An 18,479-nucleotide genomic window follows, 5' to 3' on the forward strand; every position below is an offset into this window, starting at 1 on the left:
TCCACATAATGATTCAATGCAATATGGTACATTATTGGCATCCATTCCACCATCTCGTTTGGCGGTTGTAACCTCTGGCCGATTCTTTGCATCTTCTTTCACAGATGCCTGTGGTAGAGTTGCAACGATGATGAAGAAGACGTATGAAGCAAATTGTCGTGATCGGCGGCGGGCCGGCCGGAGTTGAGGCTGCCGTTGCCGCTGCAAAGGGTCATGCGCAGGTAACCTTGATCGGTGAAGGACCGATCGGTGGACGTACCGGTTGGGATAGCCTGTTACCAAGTAAAGTATGGTTGCACGCGGCTGAATTGGCCGGAGTTGCTACTCATGCTGCCGCAGCAGGGGTAACGGTTGGTGCTGTCCACGTGACCTCAACAGAGGTGCTCAACCGGATCAAAGCGGTGGCGCAGCGGTGGAGTGAGCGTGAGGCACAGCGGCTCCAAGCCGCCGGGGTCAAGGTAGTCCACGGGGTAGCTGCATTTCATAGCCCTCACGAGCTGATCGTGCGCAACGACGACTCGCAACAGACATTGACCGCCGATGCAGTGATTATCGCTACCGGTTCGGTACCACGTTTCCCACCGACAATGAAGCCCGATGGTCAGCGGATTATTGCCCCGCGGTTTGCCAGTCATCTGAACACACTGCCGCCGGACATGATCGTGATCGGTGGGGGGCCGACGGGTAGCGAGTTTGCTTCACTCTTCAGCCGGCTCGGTGTGAAGGTGACGTGGTTGGTCGGTGCGCCTGGCGTATTGCCGATGTTCGATCCGGCAGCTGGAGCGGCTCTCGCTGCCGCGATGACGGCGCATGGCGTCACGATCCATCAGATCGATGTGGAACGGGTCGAGCGGACTGAATCCGGTGTAGTTGTCACTACAGCCGATGGTGCGACCCATATCGCTGCTATGGCCTTCCTTGCGATTGGGCGAGTCCCCGATCTAAGCCGGCTCAATCTTGCTGCGGCCGGGTTGGCGGTTGGTGCCAACGGACAACTCGCGGTTGATAACTATGGTCGTACAGTCGCCGGTCACATTTTTGTTGTGGGTGATGCTGCCGGTGGGCCGATGCTGGCCAACCGCGCGCTGGCCCAGGCGTGGATTGCCGGCCGCACAGCAGCGGACCTACCGGTACCTGGCTATTGTCCGCATACCGTGGTCAGCGCTGTCTATACCGTGCCCGAAATTGCCCAAGTGGGGATTGTAGCTGGCGGTGAGGGTGAATTGCAGCGGGTACGAGCTTCGTATACTGCCTCACTCAAATCATACCTCAGTGACGAGACTGAAGGCTGGGTCGAGTTGATCTATGATGCGACGAACCGCCAGATCCGTGGTGGGATTGCGGTTGGCACACACGCAGCGGATATGTTGGCACCGGTCGCGTTAGCAATCCAAACCGGTGCGACCATCGCCGAGCTGGCTGCGGTGTTCGCTGCTTATCCCACGTTGAGTGAGGTGGTGTTTGCGGCGGCTCGTGCAGTGAAGTAGCAAGAGTGGTGAATAGGACACGGATTGAGCGGTGAGCATTCCGTATCCTATTTAGGGATAGGACGCAGTATAGATACGGGTGCAACGGATGGTCACGGGTGGTGCGATCTGGGTGCATCCGTCCCAACCCGAGCGCATCTGTGTCCTATGTTCTCATGGTTTCGTATGCAAAGTTTGCGGGTTTCCTTCTAACCGCCGCACAGCCCGCATCAGCAGCGACAACAACACCAAGATGCCCAACACTCCATACTCGAGGATTGGAATCCGCAGGACATCAGGCAACTTATGCCATTGGTGGCGCGCGCCGTAGTAGCTCAGCACAGTAGCGGCATACGCACCGCCGATCGTCCAGCGCGCCCGTTCCGGCAAGTTGAGGCCGTGCATCTGGTTGACCACAAACATCATTAAGAAGCTAAAGGTAAACATCGCTGCCAACCCGCTGCGTTTGTAGAGGGTCGAAACAACCGCGTGCGGCAAGGCCAACATCTCGAGCGTCAGCGTCCAGCGCGGGTCGCGGTGGGCATTGGTGTAGATGAGCGCCGATTGGACAAAGAGCAACAGGGTGTGGAACAGGCCAGTATAGTGCAGCGGTTTAGGGTCGATCGGGTGATACCAGAAATTATACGTCGAAGCCCACGAGAAGATATAGCCGTGGAAGCGGCGGGCAAAGCGCACGAGTTCAGCGGGAGGCATCACCTTGCGGCTGCCGAAGAAGAGACCGCGGCGCGGCGCTTCGAGGGCCAAGGCCAGCATCAGGATGAATGATACCGAACCGAGCGCACTGCCTTCGGGTACATCACGGGCCAACCCGTCATACGTATAGTGCGATTGCAGGTAATGCAGCGCCACCCCGCCGGCATTCACCGCCAGTGCCAACCAATTGAGCCGGCGCATATCGCTGGTGTAACGCAGGCGTTGGCGCTGACCGGCATAGATGCAGCCCCAAATTGCCAACTGATGGGCGAGGTAGCCGCTCCATGCCAGCCAGCGCTGGACCGGGTGCGGTTCGGCTGCGATCCAGCGGTAATCGCCGTGCTTACCGCTGTACTCGATATATTGTTCCGGCACACGGCCCACCAATGCGGCCACGCCAACCGCACCGGCGCAAGCTGCCGCCGCCGGCACCAGCAGATCGTGCGCGTTTGGCGGGGCCGGCGCATCTTCGCTCTCGCCCTCCACCCACGCCACATACCGTTGTAGCGCCCAACCGGCTAACGCGGCGCCAGCCGCGGCCGCTAACCCGCTCGCCATCGCTCGCCACGGGTGGCGGCGCGGATCGGCGGCCAATCCAGCGCATGCCGCACCTACCGCACTAACCAACGCCAACCCAATCCCGGGACGCTGCCCGCGCGCTACATCCAGCCAGTACATTGCGGCCATTGGGTTAAAGAGCGCTGCGCCTGCTAGCGCATAATTTGTGCGCGGATGAGTCATAGCCAGCCTCCTCTGGTAGCCGCAAAGCGGTAGGGTGGTCGTTAATAGTCTGGACACGAGCGGGTAATGATATGTGCAAAATCATGACATATCATACCACGCTTGCTAGTGCGTGCGAACGTTGAACACTCATAGTTAAGGATGTTCTCCATTTTGTAAATATTTGACTACTCAGATTTGACAGAATAGTGCCGGGCGAGTAGGATTTCATCGTCATTATGTGTCTAGACAAGGATTTGGACATATTGCGCGCGTACAGGTATGGCTCCCGCTCGGTCGGGAGCGCGGCGCGCAATGACAGCAGGCGCGACAGCTCGCGCAGGAGGAAAAGGCTGTATCGCCCGGGGTGGTTGCCAAAGAGAAAGCAATGTTATACGAGGGAGCGGAGCCCCCGCAGCAATCCCCCGCTTGTGCGATGCAAGGGTGGACAGAGCGTATGAGTGCAGAGGTGGTTGAAGGTTTGGCGATGCGTTGGTGTATCCTTACCCTCTCACCCCCTCTCCCGCCGTCAGGTGGGAGAGGGTGAGCCGTGTGGTTGGCGCGCAAGGCATAGCGGAAGCGTAAGGCAGCAGCACCCTCTCCTGCACTAGCGGCAGAGGGGTTGGGGGTGAGGGCGGGCAGCCCGCGCAGCGGGCTTCGTAATCCTAATTCCGGATCAGATGTTCTTTCCGTCCTTGAACTCCTGCGCCAGAGGGCGTGGTGAGCACAGTGTCGGGTGTTGAGGTATCGCACAGCGATCAACGGGTTGTGATCGACTACAATGTTCTGTCTGTTCCGTAAGCGGAATGAGTAGGGTCTCATCACGCTTCATTGGTAAATGTGATCTAACGAAAGGTTTGCGATGACCACGATTGTGTTGCATAATGGCCCGATCTACACCCTCAATCCGGCCCAACCGGTGGCTCAAGCAGTGGCCATTCGCGGCGAGCGGATCTTAGCAGTGGGTGATGAAGGGACAGTACGGTCCGCTGCCGGCCCTCAAAGTGAGGTGATCGATCTGCACGGGCGGGCAGTAGTTCCCGGACTGACCGATGCGCACGTCCACATTGTGCTGCACGGCCTTGCCCGCCAGCAGGTACGTCTGACTGGCTGCGCTGATTTCACGGTGGCGCTCGACCAGATCGGGGTTGCGGCGCAGCGTTTGCCGCCGGGGGCATGGTTGCGCGGCAACGGCTGGGATCATACTCTGTGGGGCGAGCGCTGGCCCACTCGTGCCGATCTCGACCGTGTATGCCCGGATCGGCCGGCGATGCTGTCGCGCAAGGACGGTCACTCGCTGTGGGTCAATAGCCGCGTACTCGAGTTGGCCGGGATTACCGCTGCTACTCCCGATCCGGATGGCGGCCAGATTCAACGTGACGAGCACGGCGAACCAACCGGCATCTTGCTCGAGACGGCCATGGAGTTGGTGCGCGCGATTATGCCGCCTCCCACTCGTGCCGAGCGGTTGGCAGCACTGCGGTTGGCAATCAATGAGGCGTTGAGTTATGGCTTGACCAGCGTCCATGTGCCGCCGGCGACCAATCCGGCTGACGGCCCCGATACGCTGATCGATCTGCAAGCACTGCGGGCTGACGGTGATCTTACCATCCGCGTGCTAGCGCATATCGCCGGTGCGCACCTCGATCATGCCATCGGTTTGGGCTTGCGCAGCGGCTTGGGTGACGATTGGCTGCGGATCGGCGGCCTGAAATTGTTTGCCGATGGTTCACTCGGCTCCGAGAGCGCCCACATGCTGGCACCGTATGAAGGGCGTGATCATACCGGCATCGTGGTCATTCCACCTGCCGAGATGAAAGAGATTGTGACCCGTGCCAATGCTCACGGGATCAGTGTGGTGGTGCATGCAATTGGTGATGCGGCTAACCGCAGTGTGCTCGATGCGATTGCCGCAGCACGTCCGACTGCCGCCCATCTTGCGCTGCCCAACCGGATCGAGCATGCCCAGATTCTTGCACCAACCGACATTCCGCGCTTTGCCGAGCTTGGGGTTATTGCCTCAATGCAGCCGATTCACTGCACTGCCGATATGGCGATGGCCGATCGGCTATGGGGGAAGCGTTGCGCAACCAGCTACGCATGGCGCAGTTTGCTTGACGCTGGGGCTACGCTGGCCTTTGGTTCCGATGCGCCGGTTGAGACGCTGGATCCGTGGGCTGGCATTCACGCCGCCGTAACCCGCCAAACGACCGATGGCGCGCCGGCTGGCGGTTGGTATCCTGAACAACGACTCACCGTTGCTGAAGCATTAGCAGCCTATTGTATTGGCCCGGCAATCGCTGAAGCCGCTGCTGAGCGTAAGGGGCGCTTAATGCCCGGTATGCTGGCCGATTTGGTGGTGTTGAACAATGATCCCTTCCAGATACCGGTGTTTCATCTGCATACGGTGCATGCTGAGTTGACGATTGTGGGTGGAGCAATCGTATTTGAGAGAAATTGAGATGCAGAGAGTGCAAAGGCGAATAACGCAAAGGCGCAGAGAACGCAGAGGCGAATAACGCAAAGGCGCAGAGAACGCAGAGGCGAATAACGCAAAGGCGCAGAGAACGCAAAGGCGAATAACGCAAAGGCGCAGAGAACGCAGAGGCGAATAACGCAAAGGCGCAGAGAATGCAGAGGCGAATAACGCAAAGGTGCAGAGAACGCAGAGGCGGGTAACGCAAAGGCGCAGAGAACGCAGAGGCGAATAACGCAAAGGCGCAGAGGGTGGGGTAGGTAGGGATGCACAGCAGTACGTCCGCTGGCGGTGCGTCCCATTGATGGTGTTTACGTTCATGCGATATATGTCAAGAGGATGCACAGCAGTACGTCCGCTGGCGGTGCGTCCCATCCAGTTGTCGAGATATAGCACAGCTCCAGAAAGGAAACACCGGAATGCTACGGAATCGTGTCTTTACAGCAGTGGTCAGCGGTCACTTTATGGTCGATGTCCTCAACAGCCTTGGTGCCGTGTTATTGGCTGTCTTAGCCGGGCCATTGGGTCTGAGCAATCAGCAAATTGGCTTAGCGTTAACCGTCTACACCCTGATCGGCGCACTCTCACAACCATTATTTGGCTGGATCGCCGACCGCCTGCCTGGGCGCACGCTCCAACTCGCTGCACTTGGTGTAGCGTGGATGGCGCTCTGCTATACCGGTGTTGCCCTTGCTCCCAACTGGACAGTACTCTTACCCTGTTTTCTCCTTGCTGCGCTTGGTAGTGGCCTGTTCCATCCCATCGGTACGGCTGGTGCGGCGGCGGCTGTGCCAGATAAGCCGGCCAGTGCAACCGCGATCTTCTTCTTTGGTGGGCAAGCCGGCTTAGCGGTAGGCCCGATACTGGCCGGTCTTGTGCTGGCTGCTGCCGGAACGACAGGGATTATCCCGATTGCCGTGACTGCGATTATTCCGGCGACCATCTTACTACTCGCGCAACAAACAGTACGTAGTCGACGGACGAGTCGTGCTCCTGCCCCTGCGACGCCACAGGTTTGGACGGCACTAGCCATTGCGGTCTTGATCGCCTTTCTTGCACTCGTCGTCGTGCGTTCGTCAATCCAAGCGGTGTACCAGTCGTTCTTACCGAAACTGTTCAGTGATCGTGGATGGGAACCAACCGTCTATGGTGCATTGGCCGGCACATTTATGGCCAGCGCTGCGGTTGGCAACGTCCTGAACGGATGGATGGCCGATCGCTTTGGCATGCGTGCGGCCACCGTGTGGCCGCTCATTCTGAGTGTTCCTGCCGGGTTAGTCTGTTTTTTGGCAACACCGCTCTGGGCAATTTTCATCGCTAGTGGGCTGGCGGGTATGCTCGTTGGCGGTCAGCATAGCATTCTCGTCGTGCATGCACAACAGATTTTACCGGTGAAACAAGGTCTTGCTTCCGGTCTCATTCTCGGCTTCACATTCGCCACCGGTGCGATCGGCACGTGGCTGAGCGGCATCCTCGCTGACGTGATCGGTCTTGAGACGGTGATGATCGGAGTGACATTGCTCGGGTTACCGGCGGCGGCATTAGCGCTGACCCTGCCCGGTCGCGTGCGCCCGACGCCGGTATCGGCGGCAGTGCCGGCGCCAGCCACAGCGACAGTGCCGGCGCAGGGGGATTAGCCGCGTGTGCAAGCAGATCATTTGCTAGTTCCTAACACTTTGCTTCTCTCCCATCCCCTTCTTTGGAAGAAGGGGATGTTTGCGCATCCCGACCCCAAAATGAACAAATTAATTGTTTGCCAACAGACTTCTACTTTTGTGCAGATACGTTGCAAGCAATTCTTTGGTGTCGTTGTGTGTGAGTGTAAATAGTTCCTGCTCATTGATGAAACAAGAGTTCGTGCTGATTTCATTTGTAACACGATGGTAATTATAACTTTGTAGGATAATAGTGTGACGAATCAATACATTAACAAACATAAGTTTCTTTTTAATGGAGTGAAGCAATGTGCCATCATTTTCGTACTGCACTCCCGTCTTTTGATCGTTGCGTTCGTGGTGGCAATCATCCTGTGGCCGCAACCAGTTCAAGCTGCGGTGAATTGCAGTAACCCGGCGTTGGTGTGCAAAAGCGGCATACTGAGCAGTGATGAGGTGTGGACGGCGGATAAGGTCTATGTTGTGTATAGCAATGTGACGGTTCCAGCCGTGGTAACGCTGACTATCGAACGAATTCGGCACAGTAGTGAAATTCAACCTATACGCCCGTCTGACGATACAGGGAACACTGATTACCAACGGTGTTTCCGGTAATCCGGTCTACTTTACTTCAATTCGTGATGATACGATTGGTGGTGACACCGATAATGAAGTAAATGTACCCCAACCGGGGAATTGGCAATCCCTGCATTTTCAAACCGGCAGTACGGGAATGTTACAGCATACGGAGTTCCGTTACGGCGGAAACATCTCTACGCTATGGTGCAGGTGGATGTGAATGCGAATGTCACCATTCGAACAAGTATCTTTAAGTCTGGTGCTCAGTGTGCCATCAGTATGAAACCGCAGAATGATGTCACGCTGGAGGATATGAGTTTCGTGAACTTTACCGGGAATGTCTACAATGGCCTTTGTGTCGATAGCGGTGATATTAGCGCGCATACAACGTGGGATGCAACCGAAGCGGTCTACATTCTCACCGGCGATGTGAGAGTAGCCTTCGGCACGACGCTCACGCTAGGGGCGGGGGTAGTCATAAAGTTTGCTGATGTCTTTCTTGGGGCGAACCTCTTGGTCAATGGAACGCTGCTGGCGCAGAGCACTCCCGATCAACCTATTTATTTCACCTCGATCTATGATAGCACCATCGGCGGTGCCAGTGGTAATACGACAACAACACCGTCGCCCGGTAATTGGGGATAGGTGCTGTTTCGCACCGGCAGTAGCGGTGTGCTTGACCATGTTGAGATGCGCTACGGTGGCAAAAATGCCAAAGACGCGATCTTGCGCCAAGAGGTTGGCGCTGATGTGTCGATCAATGCCGGGCGCTTTGTCAATGGCAGGATCTGCCCGTTGAGTATGCCGCCGCAGAGCGATTTTACCCTGAGCAATATGAGTCCGGCTAGCTTTGCCGGCAATGAATTCAACGGAATTTGCGTCGATAGCGGCGGAGTGTCAGCTCATACCACGTGGGATGAGACAGAAGCGCCTTACGTGCCGCAGAGTGATATAACGGTTGCGTTTGGGGCTACCCTGACGTGGGGCCCAGGGATTGTGGTGAAACCGTCTGATTCCGAAACGGATTTCTTTATCGATGGCATACTCAATGTCAACGGTGTTGCCGGCCAACCCGTTACGCTGACTTCGATCCGCGACGACACGATTGGCGGCGCTACTGACAACACGACCAACCCACCTGCACGTGGTGATTGGGGGTGTATCCTCTTCCGCAGTACCGGCACGGGCGAGTTGAACCATCTTGAATTGCGGTATGGGGGCCAAGGGTGGGTAGCACTGGGCATGTTGGAACAAGATGTTGGCGCGAGTGTGACCATTAATGGCGGCGCTTTCAAGTATAGCAGTAGCTGTGCATTGGCGACTCATCCGCAGAATGATTTCACCATGATCAATCAAGCCTCCACGAGCGTGATCGGCAACGAAACCAATGGTGTGTGCGTGCGAAGTGGTGGTATTTCAAATACTATCTGGGACGAGACAGAGATACCCTACGTGCCGCAGAGTGATATAACGGTTGCGTTTGGGGCTACCCTGACGTGGGGCCCAGGGATTGTGGTGAAACCGTCTGATTCCGAAACGGATTTCTTTATCGATGGCATACTCAATGTCAACGGTGTTGCCGGCCAACCCGTTACGCTGACTTCGATCCGCGACGACACGACTGGCGGCGCTACTGACAACACGACCAACCCACCTGCACGTGGTGATTGGGGGCGTATTTTGGTGCGTAGCACCGGTAGCGCGACGTTCAATATGGTCGAATTGCGCTATGGCGGACGGTCTTGGTTTAACATTCCCGTGTTAGAGCAAGACCTTGGCGCACAAGTGAACATTGCTGCTAGTACTTTTCGGTATAACAGCGGTTGTGCATTGGCGATCCATCCGCAAATGGATGTGACATTGACCAACATGAGCGCTGCAAACGTGATTGGGAATGGCACTAACGGTATCTGTGTGCGAGGCGGCGCAATTGCGGCCAATACGACGTGGAAAGAAACCGAAGTACCGTATGTGCCGCAGGACGATATTACTGTGAATATTGGTGTCATGTTGACATGGGGGCCGGGCGTTGTGATTAAGCCAAAGGATTTCTCGGTGGAGTTTTTGATCGATGGTATCCTCAGTGCTAATGGTACGCAGAGTCAACCGATCTACGTTACGTCGATCTATGACTCAACCGTTGGTGGTGTGACGATCAGCTCAACCACCCCACCGGCTCCTGGTCAATGGGGGCGAATCTTGTTTCGTAGTGGCAGTAGCGGCACGCTCTCGCATATTGTTCTTCGCTACGGTGGTGGTGATAGTTTCTTCGGTTCTTACGGTGCAATCCACGTTGACAACGCCTCGCCGGTATTGCGCTATTGCATGTTGGCGAACAATCGGTATGGGTTGCGCAGTTCTGGTACTGCCGCCAATCCAGTGATTGAGTACTGCAACATTGTGGGCAATACGACTGCCGGTATCCAAAACGACACCCCCAATCACTGGATTTCAGCCTTGAATAACTGGTGGGGAAACGTGAACGGTCCAAATGATGCCTCAAATGCCGATGGTTTCGTCAATAACAGCAGCGGTGATAAAGTTAGCAATTTTGTTAAATACCAACCATAGTTGCAATGGCCGGTCATTATCGGCGCTAGTCAATATCGGGTGTATGTGCCGCACATTGTGCGGTAGCTAGTGTGAATGTAGCTGCAACCTCCTCCCTATCTCCCACAGACTGCGGGGGATAGGGATAAGATACTCCCTACCTTATCTATTCCCAAACTTCGGCACTCTTCTCATCTTTTGCACCTCTGCATTGAATTCTCTCTTACCAGCGGCTGCTGCCGCTTCCTCGCAATGGCCGATAGGCCTGTCCTTGTACGCCGCTTTGAGTGTTCATTCCTTAAAGCAATCTCTTGTCGAGTCAGGTATAATGGCAAACAGGGCAACTGCAATGGTACAGTTCCGTGCCTAAGATGAAAGGAATTACACATGACCCTTACCGCAAACCAAGTCCCATCTCGATCTGAAATACCGGTCGAATATACATGGGATTTGTCGCAAATCTTTGCCGATGTGTCGGCGTGGGAACAAGAACTCAGCGCGGTTGAAGCGCTTGCGCAAGAGTTAGCCGCCTTGCAAGGGACGTTGGCGCAGGGGTCGGTGCAGTTGTTGGCGGCGCTGAACCTGCGCGACGAAGTGGCGCGACGGTTGTATGCATTGTACGTCTATGCTATCCATCGCAAGGATAGCGATGGTACTGATCCGGTAGGGCAGGGTTTGGCCGAGCGGGCCAATAGTTTTGCGGCCCGGATACAAGCGGTACTGGCGTTTATTGAGCCAGAGATTTTGACGATCCCGGCGGAAACGCTGGACGAGTGGTTGGCGGCTACCCCCGGCTTGCAAGTGTATCGCTACGCCTTAGAGAAGCTGAATCGCCAGCGCGCGCATATCCGTTCGGCGGAGGTTGAGCAGGTGATGGCGGCGTTTAGCGATATTGTCCGTGCGCCATATGCTACGTTCTCGATGTTGACCGACGCGGATTTGCAGTTTCCGACAATTGAGGATGAGCAGGGCCAGCCGGTGAAGTTGTCGCATGCGCGCTATGGTCGTTTGCTCGAAAGCCATGACCGGCGGGTGCGGCGTGATGCGTTCAAGGGGTACTACAGTGCGTTTTTGCCCTTCCGCAACACGCTTGCCACCACACTGGGCGCGGCGATCCGCTCGCACGTGATCGAGGCCCGGTTGCGCAATTACGGATCGGCGCTAGAGGCGGCGCTCGCTCCGAATGAAATCCCTGTCGAGGTGTACCATAACCTGATTGCGACCGTTGAGGCTAATCTGCCGCGCTTCCATCACTATCTGGCGGTGCGGCGGCGGCTGATGGGGTTGGATGAGCTGCGTTTCTACGATCTCTACGTGCAGCCGGTACCTGATGTCGAGCAAACGTTCCCCTATCAGGAAGCATGTGATCTGATGCGTGAGGCGTTTCGTCCGCTCGGCCCTGAGTATGGCGCGGCGCTCGAGCAAATGTTTACCCGGCGCTGGATCGATGTCTACGAGAATGTGGGCAAGCGGAGCGGTGCGTATAGCGGCGGTTCGTATGGGACGCCGCCCTACATCTTGCTCAACTACCAAGACCGGCTGCGTGATGTCTTTACCCTCGCCCACGAATTGGGCCACTCGCTTCATTCGTACTTCACCCGCGCCACCCAGCCGTTCGTCTATGGCGAGTACACCATCTTCGTCGCCGAAGTGGCTTCGACGCTCAACGAGGCGCTGCTGACCCACTACATGTTGCAAAGCGGTGCTGATGAAGAGTTGCGGCGGCGGTTGCTTGCGCAACAGATCGAAACGATCCGTGGGACAATTTTCCGCCAGACGATGTTTGCCACCTTCGAGCTGTGGATGCACGAGCAGGCCGAGCGTGGACAGCCGTTGACGGCTGATGCGCTGAGCCAGCACTACCGTGAGTTGGTTGTGCGGTATCATGGACCTGAGCTGGTGATCGATGATGAGCTGGCGTATGAGTGGCTGCGCATTCCGCACTTCTACTATCAGTTCTACGTGTATCAGTATGCGACCGGCTTATCGGCTGCCCTGGCGCTGAGTCGTCAGATTATCAACGAGGGTCAGCCGGCGGTTGAGCGGTATCTACGGTTCTTGCGCAGTGGTTCATCACGCGCAGCGATTGATCTGCTGCGTGATGCCGGTGTTGATATGACTTCACCCGCTCCGATTCAGGCAGCGATGGATACGTTTGCTGAATTGGTCAGCCAATTGGAACAGTTGGCACCGTAACGTGATCGACGGGCGCGGGGACGCACCGCCGTGCGTCCCCCATTCGTATTTACCGCTGGCATTCAATACCGCGTGCGCGGTAATAGTCGTCAACTGCATCAGTGACCAACACCGTCGCCGGATCAACCGCCGTTTTCAGCACCCCTAGTGATCGCAGCAGTTCGGCCTCTTTGGCCCATGCCTGCCGGTCGCTAGCTCCGACACATCGCGCGCCAATACCGTAGCGCAGCAGTTTAATCGTTTCCATCGCCTCAAATTCAAGATGACCGCGATCAAAATCAGGGTTACGGACCAAAATGATATTGACGGCGGCTGCCGGGTCGGTGATCGCGTCTTGCCAACCACGTAGCGTGGCTTGGACGAATGCACGCACGGTGTTGGGGTTCTTACGGGCGAATTCGGCGGTGGTGAAGAGCACATCCCCCATCAGTTCGACGCCGTAATCGCGGGCGACAATCAACTCGATGTCGGCGCCGGCAGCGCGAGCGGTGTAGGGCTGGTCGGTGGCATAGACCGGCCACACATCGGCCCGCCGCTCGAGGAAGGGGGCAAGGCTGTAGTCGCCGGGAATCTCGTTGATGCTGGCCGGATCAACGCCGGTGGCAGCTAGCAGTGCCCGGTATTCAGTCTCCACGTTGTCGCCGTAGAACATCGCTACCCGCCGCCCGACAAAGTCTTGCGGTGAACGGATGCCGCTGTCGCGATGTACCATGAATGCAACCGGACTAGCTTGGAACCACGTCGCCAGCGCTACAACCTCGATCCCCTGTGCACGGCTGATCAAGATCGTATCAGCGCCGGTGCTGCCAAAGGTGTTGGCGCCGGTGGCAACCAAGGGGAGCGGGACGGCATCAGGCCCGCCGGGGAGAATAGTTACGTTGAGACCGGCGTCGCGATAGTAGCCGCGCGCTTCGGCCACCAGATAGCCGGCAAACTGGAATTGGGGCAGCCATTGCAGACGCATTGATACATCGGCGACTTCCGGGGCATTCGTTGACGAAATGGCATTGCTAACCGGATTCGGGCTAGCACAACCTGATACGGTCAATAGTAGTAGAAAAAGAGCCAATAATAAGTGGTAACGGTGTGACATAACAAATCCTCACTCCGTCTGATAAAACTACGCCGCGATTACCGTTCTCGTTCCCAATAGACAATCGTGCGTTCGAGCCAGAGGAAACCACCGTGCAGCGCGAGGGCCAATCCGGCGGCAGCAGCCACAGCCGCAAAGGCGCGGTCGGTGGCTAAGCGGTAGGTCGAGGTGGTGATCAGATAGCCCAACCCGCGGCCGGCACCGGCCAGCTCGCTCACCAATGCGCCGATCACGGCTAGCGCACCGGCGACGCGCAGCCCGCTGAAGATAAACGGCAGCGCCGCCGGTAGGCGCAGCATGCGCAGGATTTGCCATTGTGACGCGCCATACGCTTGCATCATCGCCAATTGTTCGGGTGCGGGCCGGCGGAGACCGCTGATGGTGGCGATGAGCAGGGGAAAGCTGGCGAAAAGAGCAGCCATTGCTGCACGGGGCGCAAGCCCTTCACCTAGCCAAATGGTAAGCAGCGGCGCCAAGGCGACTGAGGGCAAACTCTGGCCGAGCAAGACCCACGGGTAGAGGGCGTCTTCGAGCGGGCGCACAAAGAGGAAGGCGATGGCGAGGGTGAAGGCGATCAGTGTGCCAACCGTAAGGCCGATCAAGGCTGCATTGGCGGTGGCGAGGGTATGGTCGAGTAGCCGCACTTCGGGTTGGAGGGCGGCAGCGACCACCCGCGAGGGTGGCGGCAAGAGGTACGCTGGAATGCTGGCGGCGGGCAGGCCCCATTCGAGCACCGCCAAGAGCGCGATGCCGAGCGCCAGCGCCGGAACGAAACGGCGAAACAGGTTGGGTGGCGTAGTCATCGTTTCCATAGCGGCTTTATCTTACCATGAAGTGGTGCAGGCGTCATCGCCGTGCGTGATGACCAGCCTGTCTTTCATTGCGAGGGCGTGCAGCGCCCGCAGCACTCGCTCCCTTCGGCGGGCCGGCTCCGCTTCCGTGCGCGCGGGGGATTGCTTCGCCGCCTGTGGCGGCTCGCAATGACAACTGGGAACGTCGGCAGCGATTGTCAGTTTCCCTGTTTTCGGCGATACTTGCGCCGGAAATAACTGCCAGAGCGGGCAGTGGAGTGGTGAGGTTTGCGTATGCACAAGTGGGAACGTATACCACACGAAGCGGCACGGTCGTTGGCTCGGTTGCTGCCGCGGATCGAGCAGGCATTTGAGGCAGCCGGCGGCAATGCCGCTGATTGGGCCGCATTCGAGCAGCGATTGCGCCGGGAATGGCCGCGTCTGTTTGAGTTGTTGCTCGGCTTGTACGGTACCCAATACGACTTCTTCTATCATCTCGAACAACTGTTGATCGCGATGGCGCAGAGCTGGCGCGAACGGCCACAATGGCTCAAGCAGCGCGATGTCGTCCGCGAAGCTGATAGCGAGTGGTTCCAGTCGGAACGGATGATGGGGGGCGTGCTCTATGTCGATCGCTTTTGCGGTACGCTGAACCGGCTGCGCGAGTTTATTCCTTATTTCAATGAGTTGGGCTTGACCTACTTGCACCTCATGCCGTTGTTTGCCGCGCCGGAAGGCAACAACGACGGCGGTTATGCGGTGAGCAGCTACCGAGAGGTGAATCCGCAAATCGGCACGACGGCAGAGTTGGCCGCACTCGCTCACGAACTCGATCGGGCCGGGATTAGTTTGGTGCTGGATTTTGTTTTTAACCATACTTCTGACGAACACGAATGGGCACGGCGGGCGCAGGCCGGCGATCCCGATTATCAGGAGTTCTATTTCCTCTTTCCCGATCGCACGATGCCCGACGCTTACGAGCGCACGCTGCGCGAAATCTTCCCTACTGTGCGCCGGGGCAGCTTCACGTGGCGGCCCGATATGCAGCGCTGGGTGTGGACCACCTTCAACAGTTTTCAGTGGGATCTCAATTACGCTAACCCGGCGGTGTTTCGGGCGATGGCTGCCGAGATGCTCTTCCTCGCCAATTTGGGGGTGGCTGTCCTGCGGCTTGATGCGGTACCGTTCATTTGGAAGCGAATGGGGACAAACTGTGAGAATCAACCGGAAGCTCATCAGATTATCCAATCGTTCAATGCAATTGCACGTATCGCCGCACCGGCGCTACTCTTTAAATCGGAGGCGATTGTCCATCCTGACGATGTGTTGAGCTACATTAGCCCGCACGAGTGTCAGCTTTCGTACAATCCGCTGCTGATGGCGCTGCTCTGGGAGTCGTTGGCGACGCGCGAGGTCAAGTTGCTGGCCCATTCGCTCAGCCATCGCTTTCGTTTGCCGGCAGGGTGCGCGTGGATCAATTATTTGCGTTCGCATGACGACATCGGCTGGACGTTTGATGACAACGATGCGCGTGCGGTTGGGATTGATCCGTGGGGCCATCGCCAGTTTCTCAACGCCTTCTATACCGGACGTTTTCCCAGTTCGTTTGCCCGCGGCTTGCCGTTTCAAGAAAACCCCGATACCGGCGATGCGCGTGTATCGGGGACACTGGCGTCGTTGGCGGGGCTGGAACAGGCTCTCAGTAATGGTGATCCGACCGCTATCGAGACGGCAATCCGACGGATTCTCTTGCTGCACAGTATTATCCTGAGTATCGGCGGGATTCCGCTACTCTATCTGGGTGATGAGGTAGGGACGCTCAACGATTATGGGTATGTCAACGATCCGGCCAAAGCCGATGATAGTCGTTGGGTGCATCGTCCGGTCCGTAATCAAGCAGCGATGGATCAGCGCTATGATCCGTCAACGGTACCGGGGCGGATTTTTGGTGAATTAGTCAAGTTGATTCGATTGCGGACTTCGTTGCCGGCGTTGCGCGATGGTGCAATGGAAGTTGTGCGGAGCGATAATCGGCATGTGTTGGCGTATGTGCGGCAAACCGGCGCCCAGCGCGTGTTGGTATTGACCAACTTCTCGGAGTATCCGCAGAGCATTGCTGGTAATTTGCTACGTATGTATGGCCCCGGTGTGGAACTGTTCGATCTGGTGAGTGATCAACCGGTTTCGGCGAATGAAGCGCTCGTACTGCCACCGTACCGATTTGTCTGGTTGACGCCGGTGCGTTAGCACGATTGTAGCATGAGTATACTGTTTCCGTTCCATCCACAGGCGGATGCTGGGGGATGATCTCCCGATGCCAAGAAGGTGACATAATATATTAAGGTCATGGCGCTTTTCCATCGCCACGGTTGCAGCAGCTCAGAAAAACACATCCTAGAACTAGAAAGGAGGTGAAACACCGATGAAACCTGCCAAATTGCTGGCCGATTACGCCGATCATCCCAGCTTTCGGAGGATATGTCGTGAAGCGAAACAGATGCTAAAAGAGGGGATGGATGTTGCCATGATTCGGCAAGCGATCGCGGCTCGCTACGGTACTCCGCCAACGGAGCTGCGGCTCCGCGATACCCCGCAGCCGTTGACCATTGTCGGTGAGCATCTGGTGGAGCCGGGAGCCATTGAGCAGATCCGAATGGCATTACGCTTACCACCGGCGATCCGTGGAGCACTGATGCCCGATGCACATCAGGGGTATGCGCTGCCGGTTGGTGGTGTCATCGCGTATGACCGTGCCGTTGCGCCGTATCAAGTTGGGGTTGACATTGGTTGTCGGATGCACCTTTCGATCTTTGCCGAACTTACTCCAGATGATGCTCACCGCGATCGGCAACTACTCCTTGATACACTAAGCAAAGTGACCGTATTTGGCATTGGTTCACCAAAAAAGCCGGTTGCCGATCACCCGATCCTCGCCGATTCGCGCTGGCGAGCGACCAAACTCCTGCGTGAACTGCACGAACTGGCGAGGGTACAGATTGGGACCTCTGGTGGGGGAAACCATTTTGCCGAAATTGTCATTGGGGAATGGTTGACGAGCGGGCAACCGTTCGTTGGTCTCTTAACCCACAGCGGTAGTCGTGGAGTAGGGGCCAGGATTGCCAACTACTACGCCGAGTTAGCCGATCGCGAAACCGCCGTGATAGCCAAAGGTATTCCGCGCACCTATGGCTGGTTGAGCACCGAGCGCGAAGCTGGCAAGAGTATTTGTTGGCGATGCGGTTAGCTGGTGATTTTGCCCGTGCGAATCACGAAGTGATCCATACGCGATTTGCGCGCGCGTTGGGCGTGAAGGTAACACAGGTCATTGAAAATCATCACAACTTCGCATGGGAGCAACCCGACGGAACGGTGATTCATCGTAAAGGTGCGACTCCGGCGGAAACGGGGGTACTTGGCATTATTCCCGGCTCAATGGCGACGGCAAGCTACATCGTCGAAGGTCTCGGTGATAAAGCCACCCTTGCCAGCGCTGCCCATAGCGCGGGACGTCGCTTCAGCCGGGCCGAGGCCCGTCGCACGATCACCCCGGCGATGGCGGCGGCGGTGGTGCGCGAAGCAGGTGTGGTGGTGCGCGAAGCAGGTGTGTTAGTGCGCGGATTATCCGTTGATGAGTCACCATTAGCCTACAAAGACATCTAATCGGTGATCGAGGTGCAAATCGCCGCCGGGTTAATCCGACCGGTCGCGCGTATGCGGCCATTAGTCGTCGTTATGTCCGGTACTGCCGGCGAAGATTCGTAAGGACGCACGGCCGGGTGGTTGGATGAGCCGCACGAGCCGCACGGCCGGGTGGCCTCTGAATGCCGGGGATGCACCGCCGATTGGGTAAATAAAAAATCCCTCTCCCACGAATGGGAGAGGGGCAATGGAATAGGACGCAATCACTTCTTATCCATCGCACCATTGACGATGCCCATCATCACCTTACCCAGCTCGGCCTGCGCCTCAATGACACGCTGCATCGCCTCTTGCCAGCTCTGCATCACTTTTTGCACCTGGTTTGCGTCCCAGCCACGCATGACATTGGTCGGATCTGATTTCTTCAGCATATCGAACCAACCCTCAATAAAGCGGGTTTGGCTCTCGTTGAAGTTACGAGTCATCTCCAGCACCTGCCGGCTCCACTCGACAACAGCAGTCGGCGAGACGGGATTGATACCGGGCATCGCCGGCATTCCCGGTACCGTTGGCATCGTTGGCATATTAACACTGTTGGCC

At 57.1% G+C, this 18,479-nt stretch carries 11 protein-coding genes and 2 pseudogenes; 8 read left to right on the forward strand and 5 right to left on the reverse strand.

The genetic code is table 11. The features are described 5' to 3' along the window. Positions 1 to 143 precede the first annotated feature (143 nt). Positions 144 to 1,487 carry a dihydrolipoyl dehydrogenase family protein gene (locus ACP5OT_RS12010; protein WP_428132244.1) on the forward strand — a complete coding sequence of 448 codons (1,344 nt, stop codon included), beginning with the start codon at positions 144 to 146 and terminating at the stop codon, positions 1,485 to 1,487. A 153-nt stretch (positions 1,488 to 1,640) separates the two neighbouring features. Here ACP5OT_RS12010 and ACP5OT_RS12015 read toward each other — a convergent pair whose 3' ends face one another. Further along, positions 1,641 to 2,921, reverse strand: a complete 1,281-nt coding sequence (locus ACP5OT_RS12015; protein WP_428111973.1) for a hypothetical protein — start codon at positions 2,919 to 2,921, stop codon at positions 1,641 to 1,643. Between the two features lie 841 nt (positions 2,922 to 3,762). On the opposite strand from ACP5OT_RS12015, the gene ACP5OT_RS12020 reads away from it, so the two are divergent. Continuing rightward, the gene (locus ACP5OT_RS12020; RefSeq protein WP_428132246.1) at positions 3,763 to 5,361 is read left to right on the forward strand and encodes an amidohydrolase; all 1,599 of its coding nucleotides are present in this window, start codon (positions 3,763 to 3,765) and stop codon (positions 5,359 to 5,361) included. 434 nt (positions 5,362 to 5,795) lie between these two features. Then, a complete protein-coding gene (locus ACP5OT_RS12025; RefSeq protein WP_424676703.1) occupies positions 5,796 to 7,013 on the forward strand; it encodes an MFS transporter in 1,218 nt (405 codons plus the stop codon). A 108-nt stretch (positions 7,014 to 7,121) separates the two neighbouring features. Here ACP5OT_RS12025 and ACP5OT_RS12030 read toward each other — a convergent pair whose 3' ends face one another. Continuing rightward, positions 7,122 to 7,574, reverse strand: a complete 453-nt coding sequence (locus tag ACP5OT_RS12030) for a hypothetical protein (protein WP_428132249.1) — start codon at positions 7,572 to 7,574, stop codon at positions 7,122 to 7,124. A gap of 315 nt (positions 7,575 to 7,889) precedes the next feature. Between ACP5OT_RS12030 and ACP5OT_RS12035 the strand changes: the two genes are divergently transcribed. From ACP5OT_RS12035 to pepF, 3 genes are all read left to right on the forward strand, one after another. Further along, entirely contained in the window at positions 7,890 to 8,255 is a 366-nt protein-coding gene (locus ACP5OT_RS12035; RefSeq protein WP_428132251.1) for a hypothetical protein, read from the forward strand. 27 nt (positions 8,256 to 8,282) lie between these two features. Continuing rightward, positions 8,283 to 10,181 carry a hypothetical protein gene (locus tag ACP5OT_RS12040; protein WP_428132253.1) on the forward strand — a complete coding sequence of 633 codons (1,899 nt, stop codon included), beginning with the start codon at positions 8,283 to 8,285 and terminating at the stop codon, positions 10,179 to 10,181. Positions 10,182 to 10,547: 366 nt separating this feature from the next. Beyond that, positions 10,548 to 12,356 carry an oligoendopeptidase F gene (gene pepF / locus ACP5OT_RS12045; protein ID WP_424676707.1) on the forward strand — a complete coding sequence of 603 codons (1,809 nt, stop codon included), beginning with the start codon at positions 10,548 to 10,550 and terminating at the stop codon, positions 12,354 to 12,356. A gap of 49 nt (positions 12,357 to 12,405) precedes the next feature. Here pepF and ACP5OT_RS12050 read toward each other — a convergent pair whose 3' ends face one another. Further along, the gene (locus tag ACP5OT_RS12050) at positions 12,406 to 13,449 is read right to left on the reverse strand and encodes an ABC transporter substrate-binding protein (RefSeq protein WP_424676708.1); all 1,044 of its coding nucleotides are present in this window, start codon (positions 13,447 to 13,449) and stop codon (positions 12,406 to 12,408) included. A 38-nt stretch (positions 13,450 to 13,487) separates the two neighbouring features. Continuing rightward, positions 13,488 to 14,261 carry an ABC transporter permease gene (locus ACP5OT_RS12055; protein WP_424676709.1) on the reverse strand — a complete coding sequence of 258 codons (774 nt, stop codon included), beginning with the start codon at positions 14,259 to 14,261 and terminating at the stop codon, positions 13,488 to 13,490. Positions 14,262 to 14,534: 273 nt separating this feature from the next. Between ACP5OT_RS12055 and ACP5OT_RS12060 the strand changes: the two genes are divergently transcribed. Next, positions 14,535 to 16,487 (forward strand): alpha-amylase family glycosyl hydrolase, encoded by a 1,953-nt coding sequence (locus ACP5OT_RS12060; RefSeq protein ID WP_428132255.1) that lies wholly within the window; start codon positions 14,535 to 14,537, stop codon positions 16,485 to 16,487. A 445-nt stretch (positions 16,488 to 16,932) separates the two neighbouring features. Then, positions 16,933 to 17,900 (forward strand): annotated as a pseudogene (locus ACP5OT_RS12065) (RtcB family protein). Positions 17,901 to 18,142: 242 nt separating this feature from the next. On the opposite strand, the pseudogene ACP5OT_RS12070 reads toward ACP5OT_RS12065, so the two are convergent. Continuing rightward, positions 18,143 to 18,479, reverse strand: a pseudogene (locus tag ACP5OT_RS12070) (hypothetical protein); the annotation flags it as partial.

Source organism: Chloroflexus sp., from assembly GCF_049970315.1.
Classification (GTDB): domain Bacteria; phylum Chloroflexota; class Chloroflexia; order Chloroflexales; family Chloroflexaceae; genus Chloroflexus.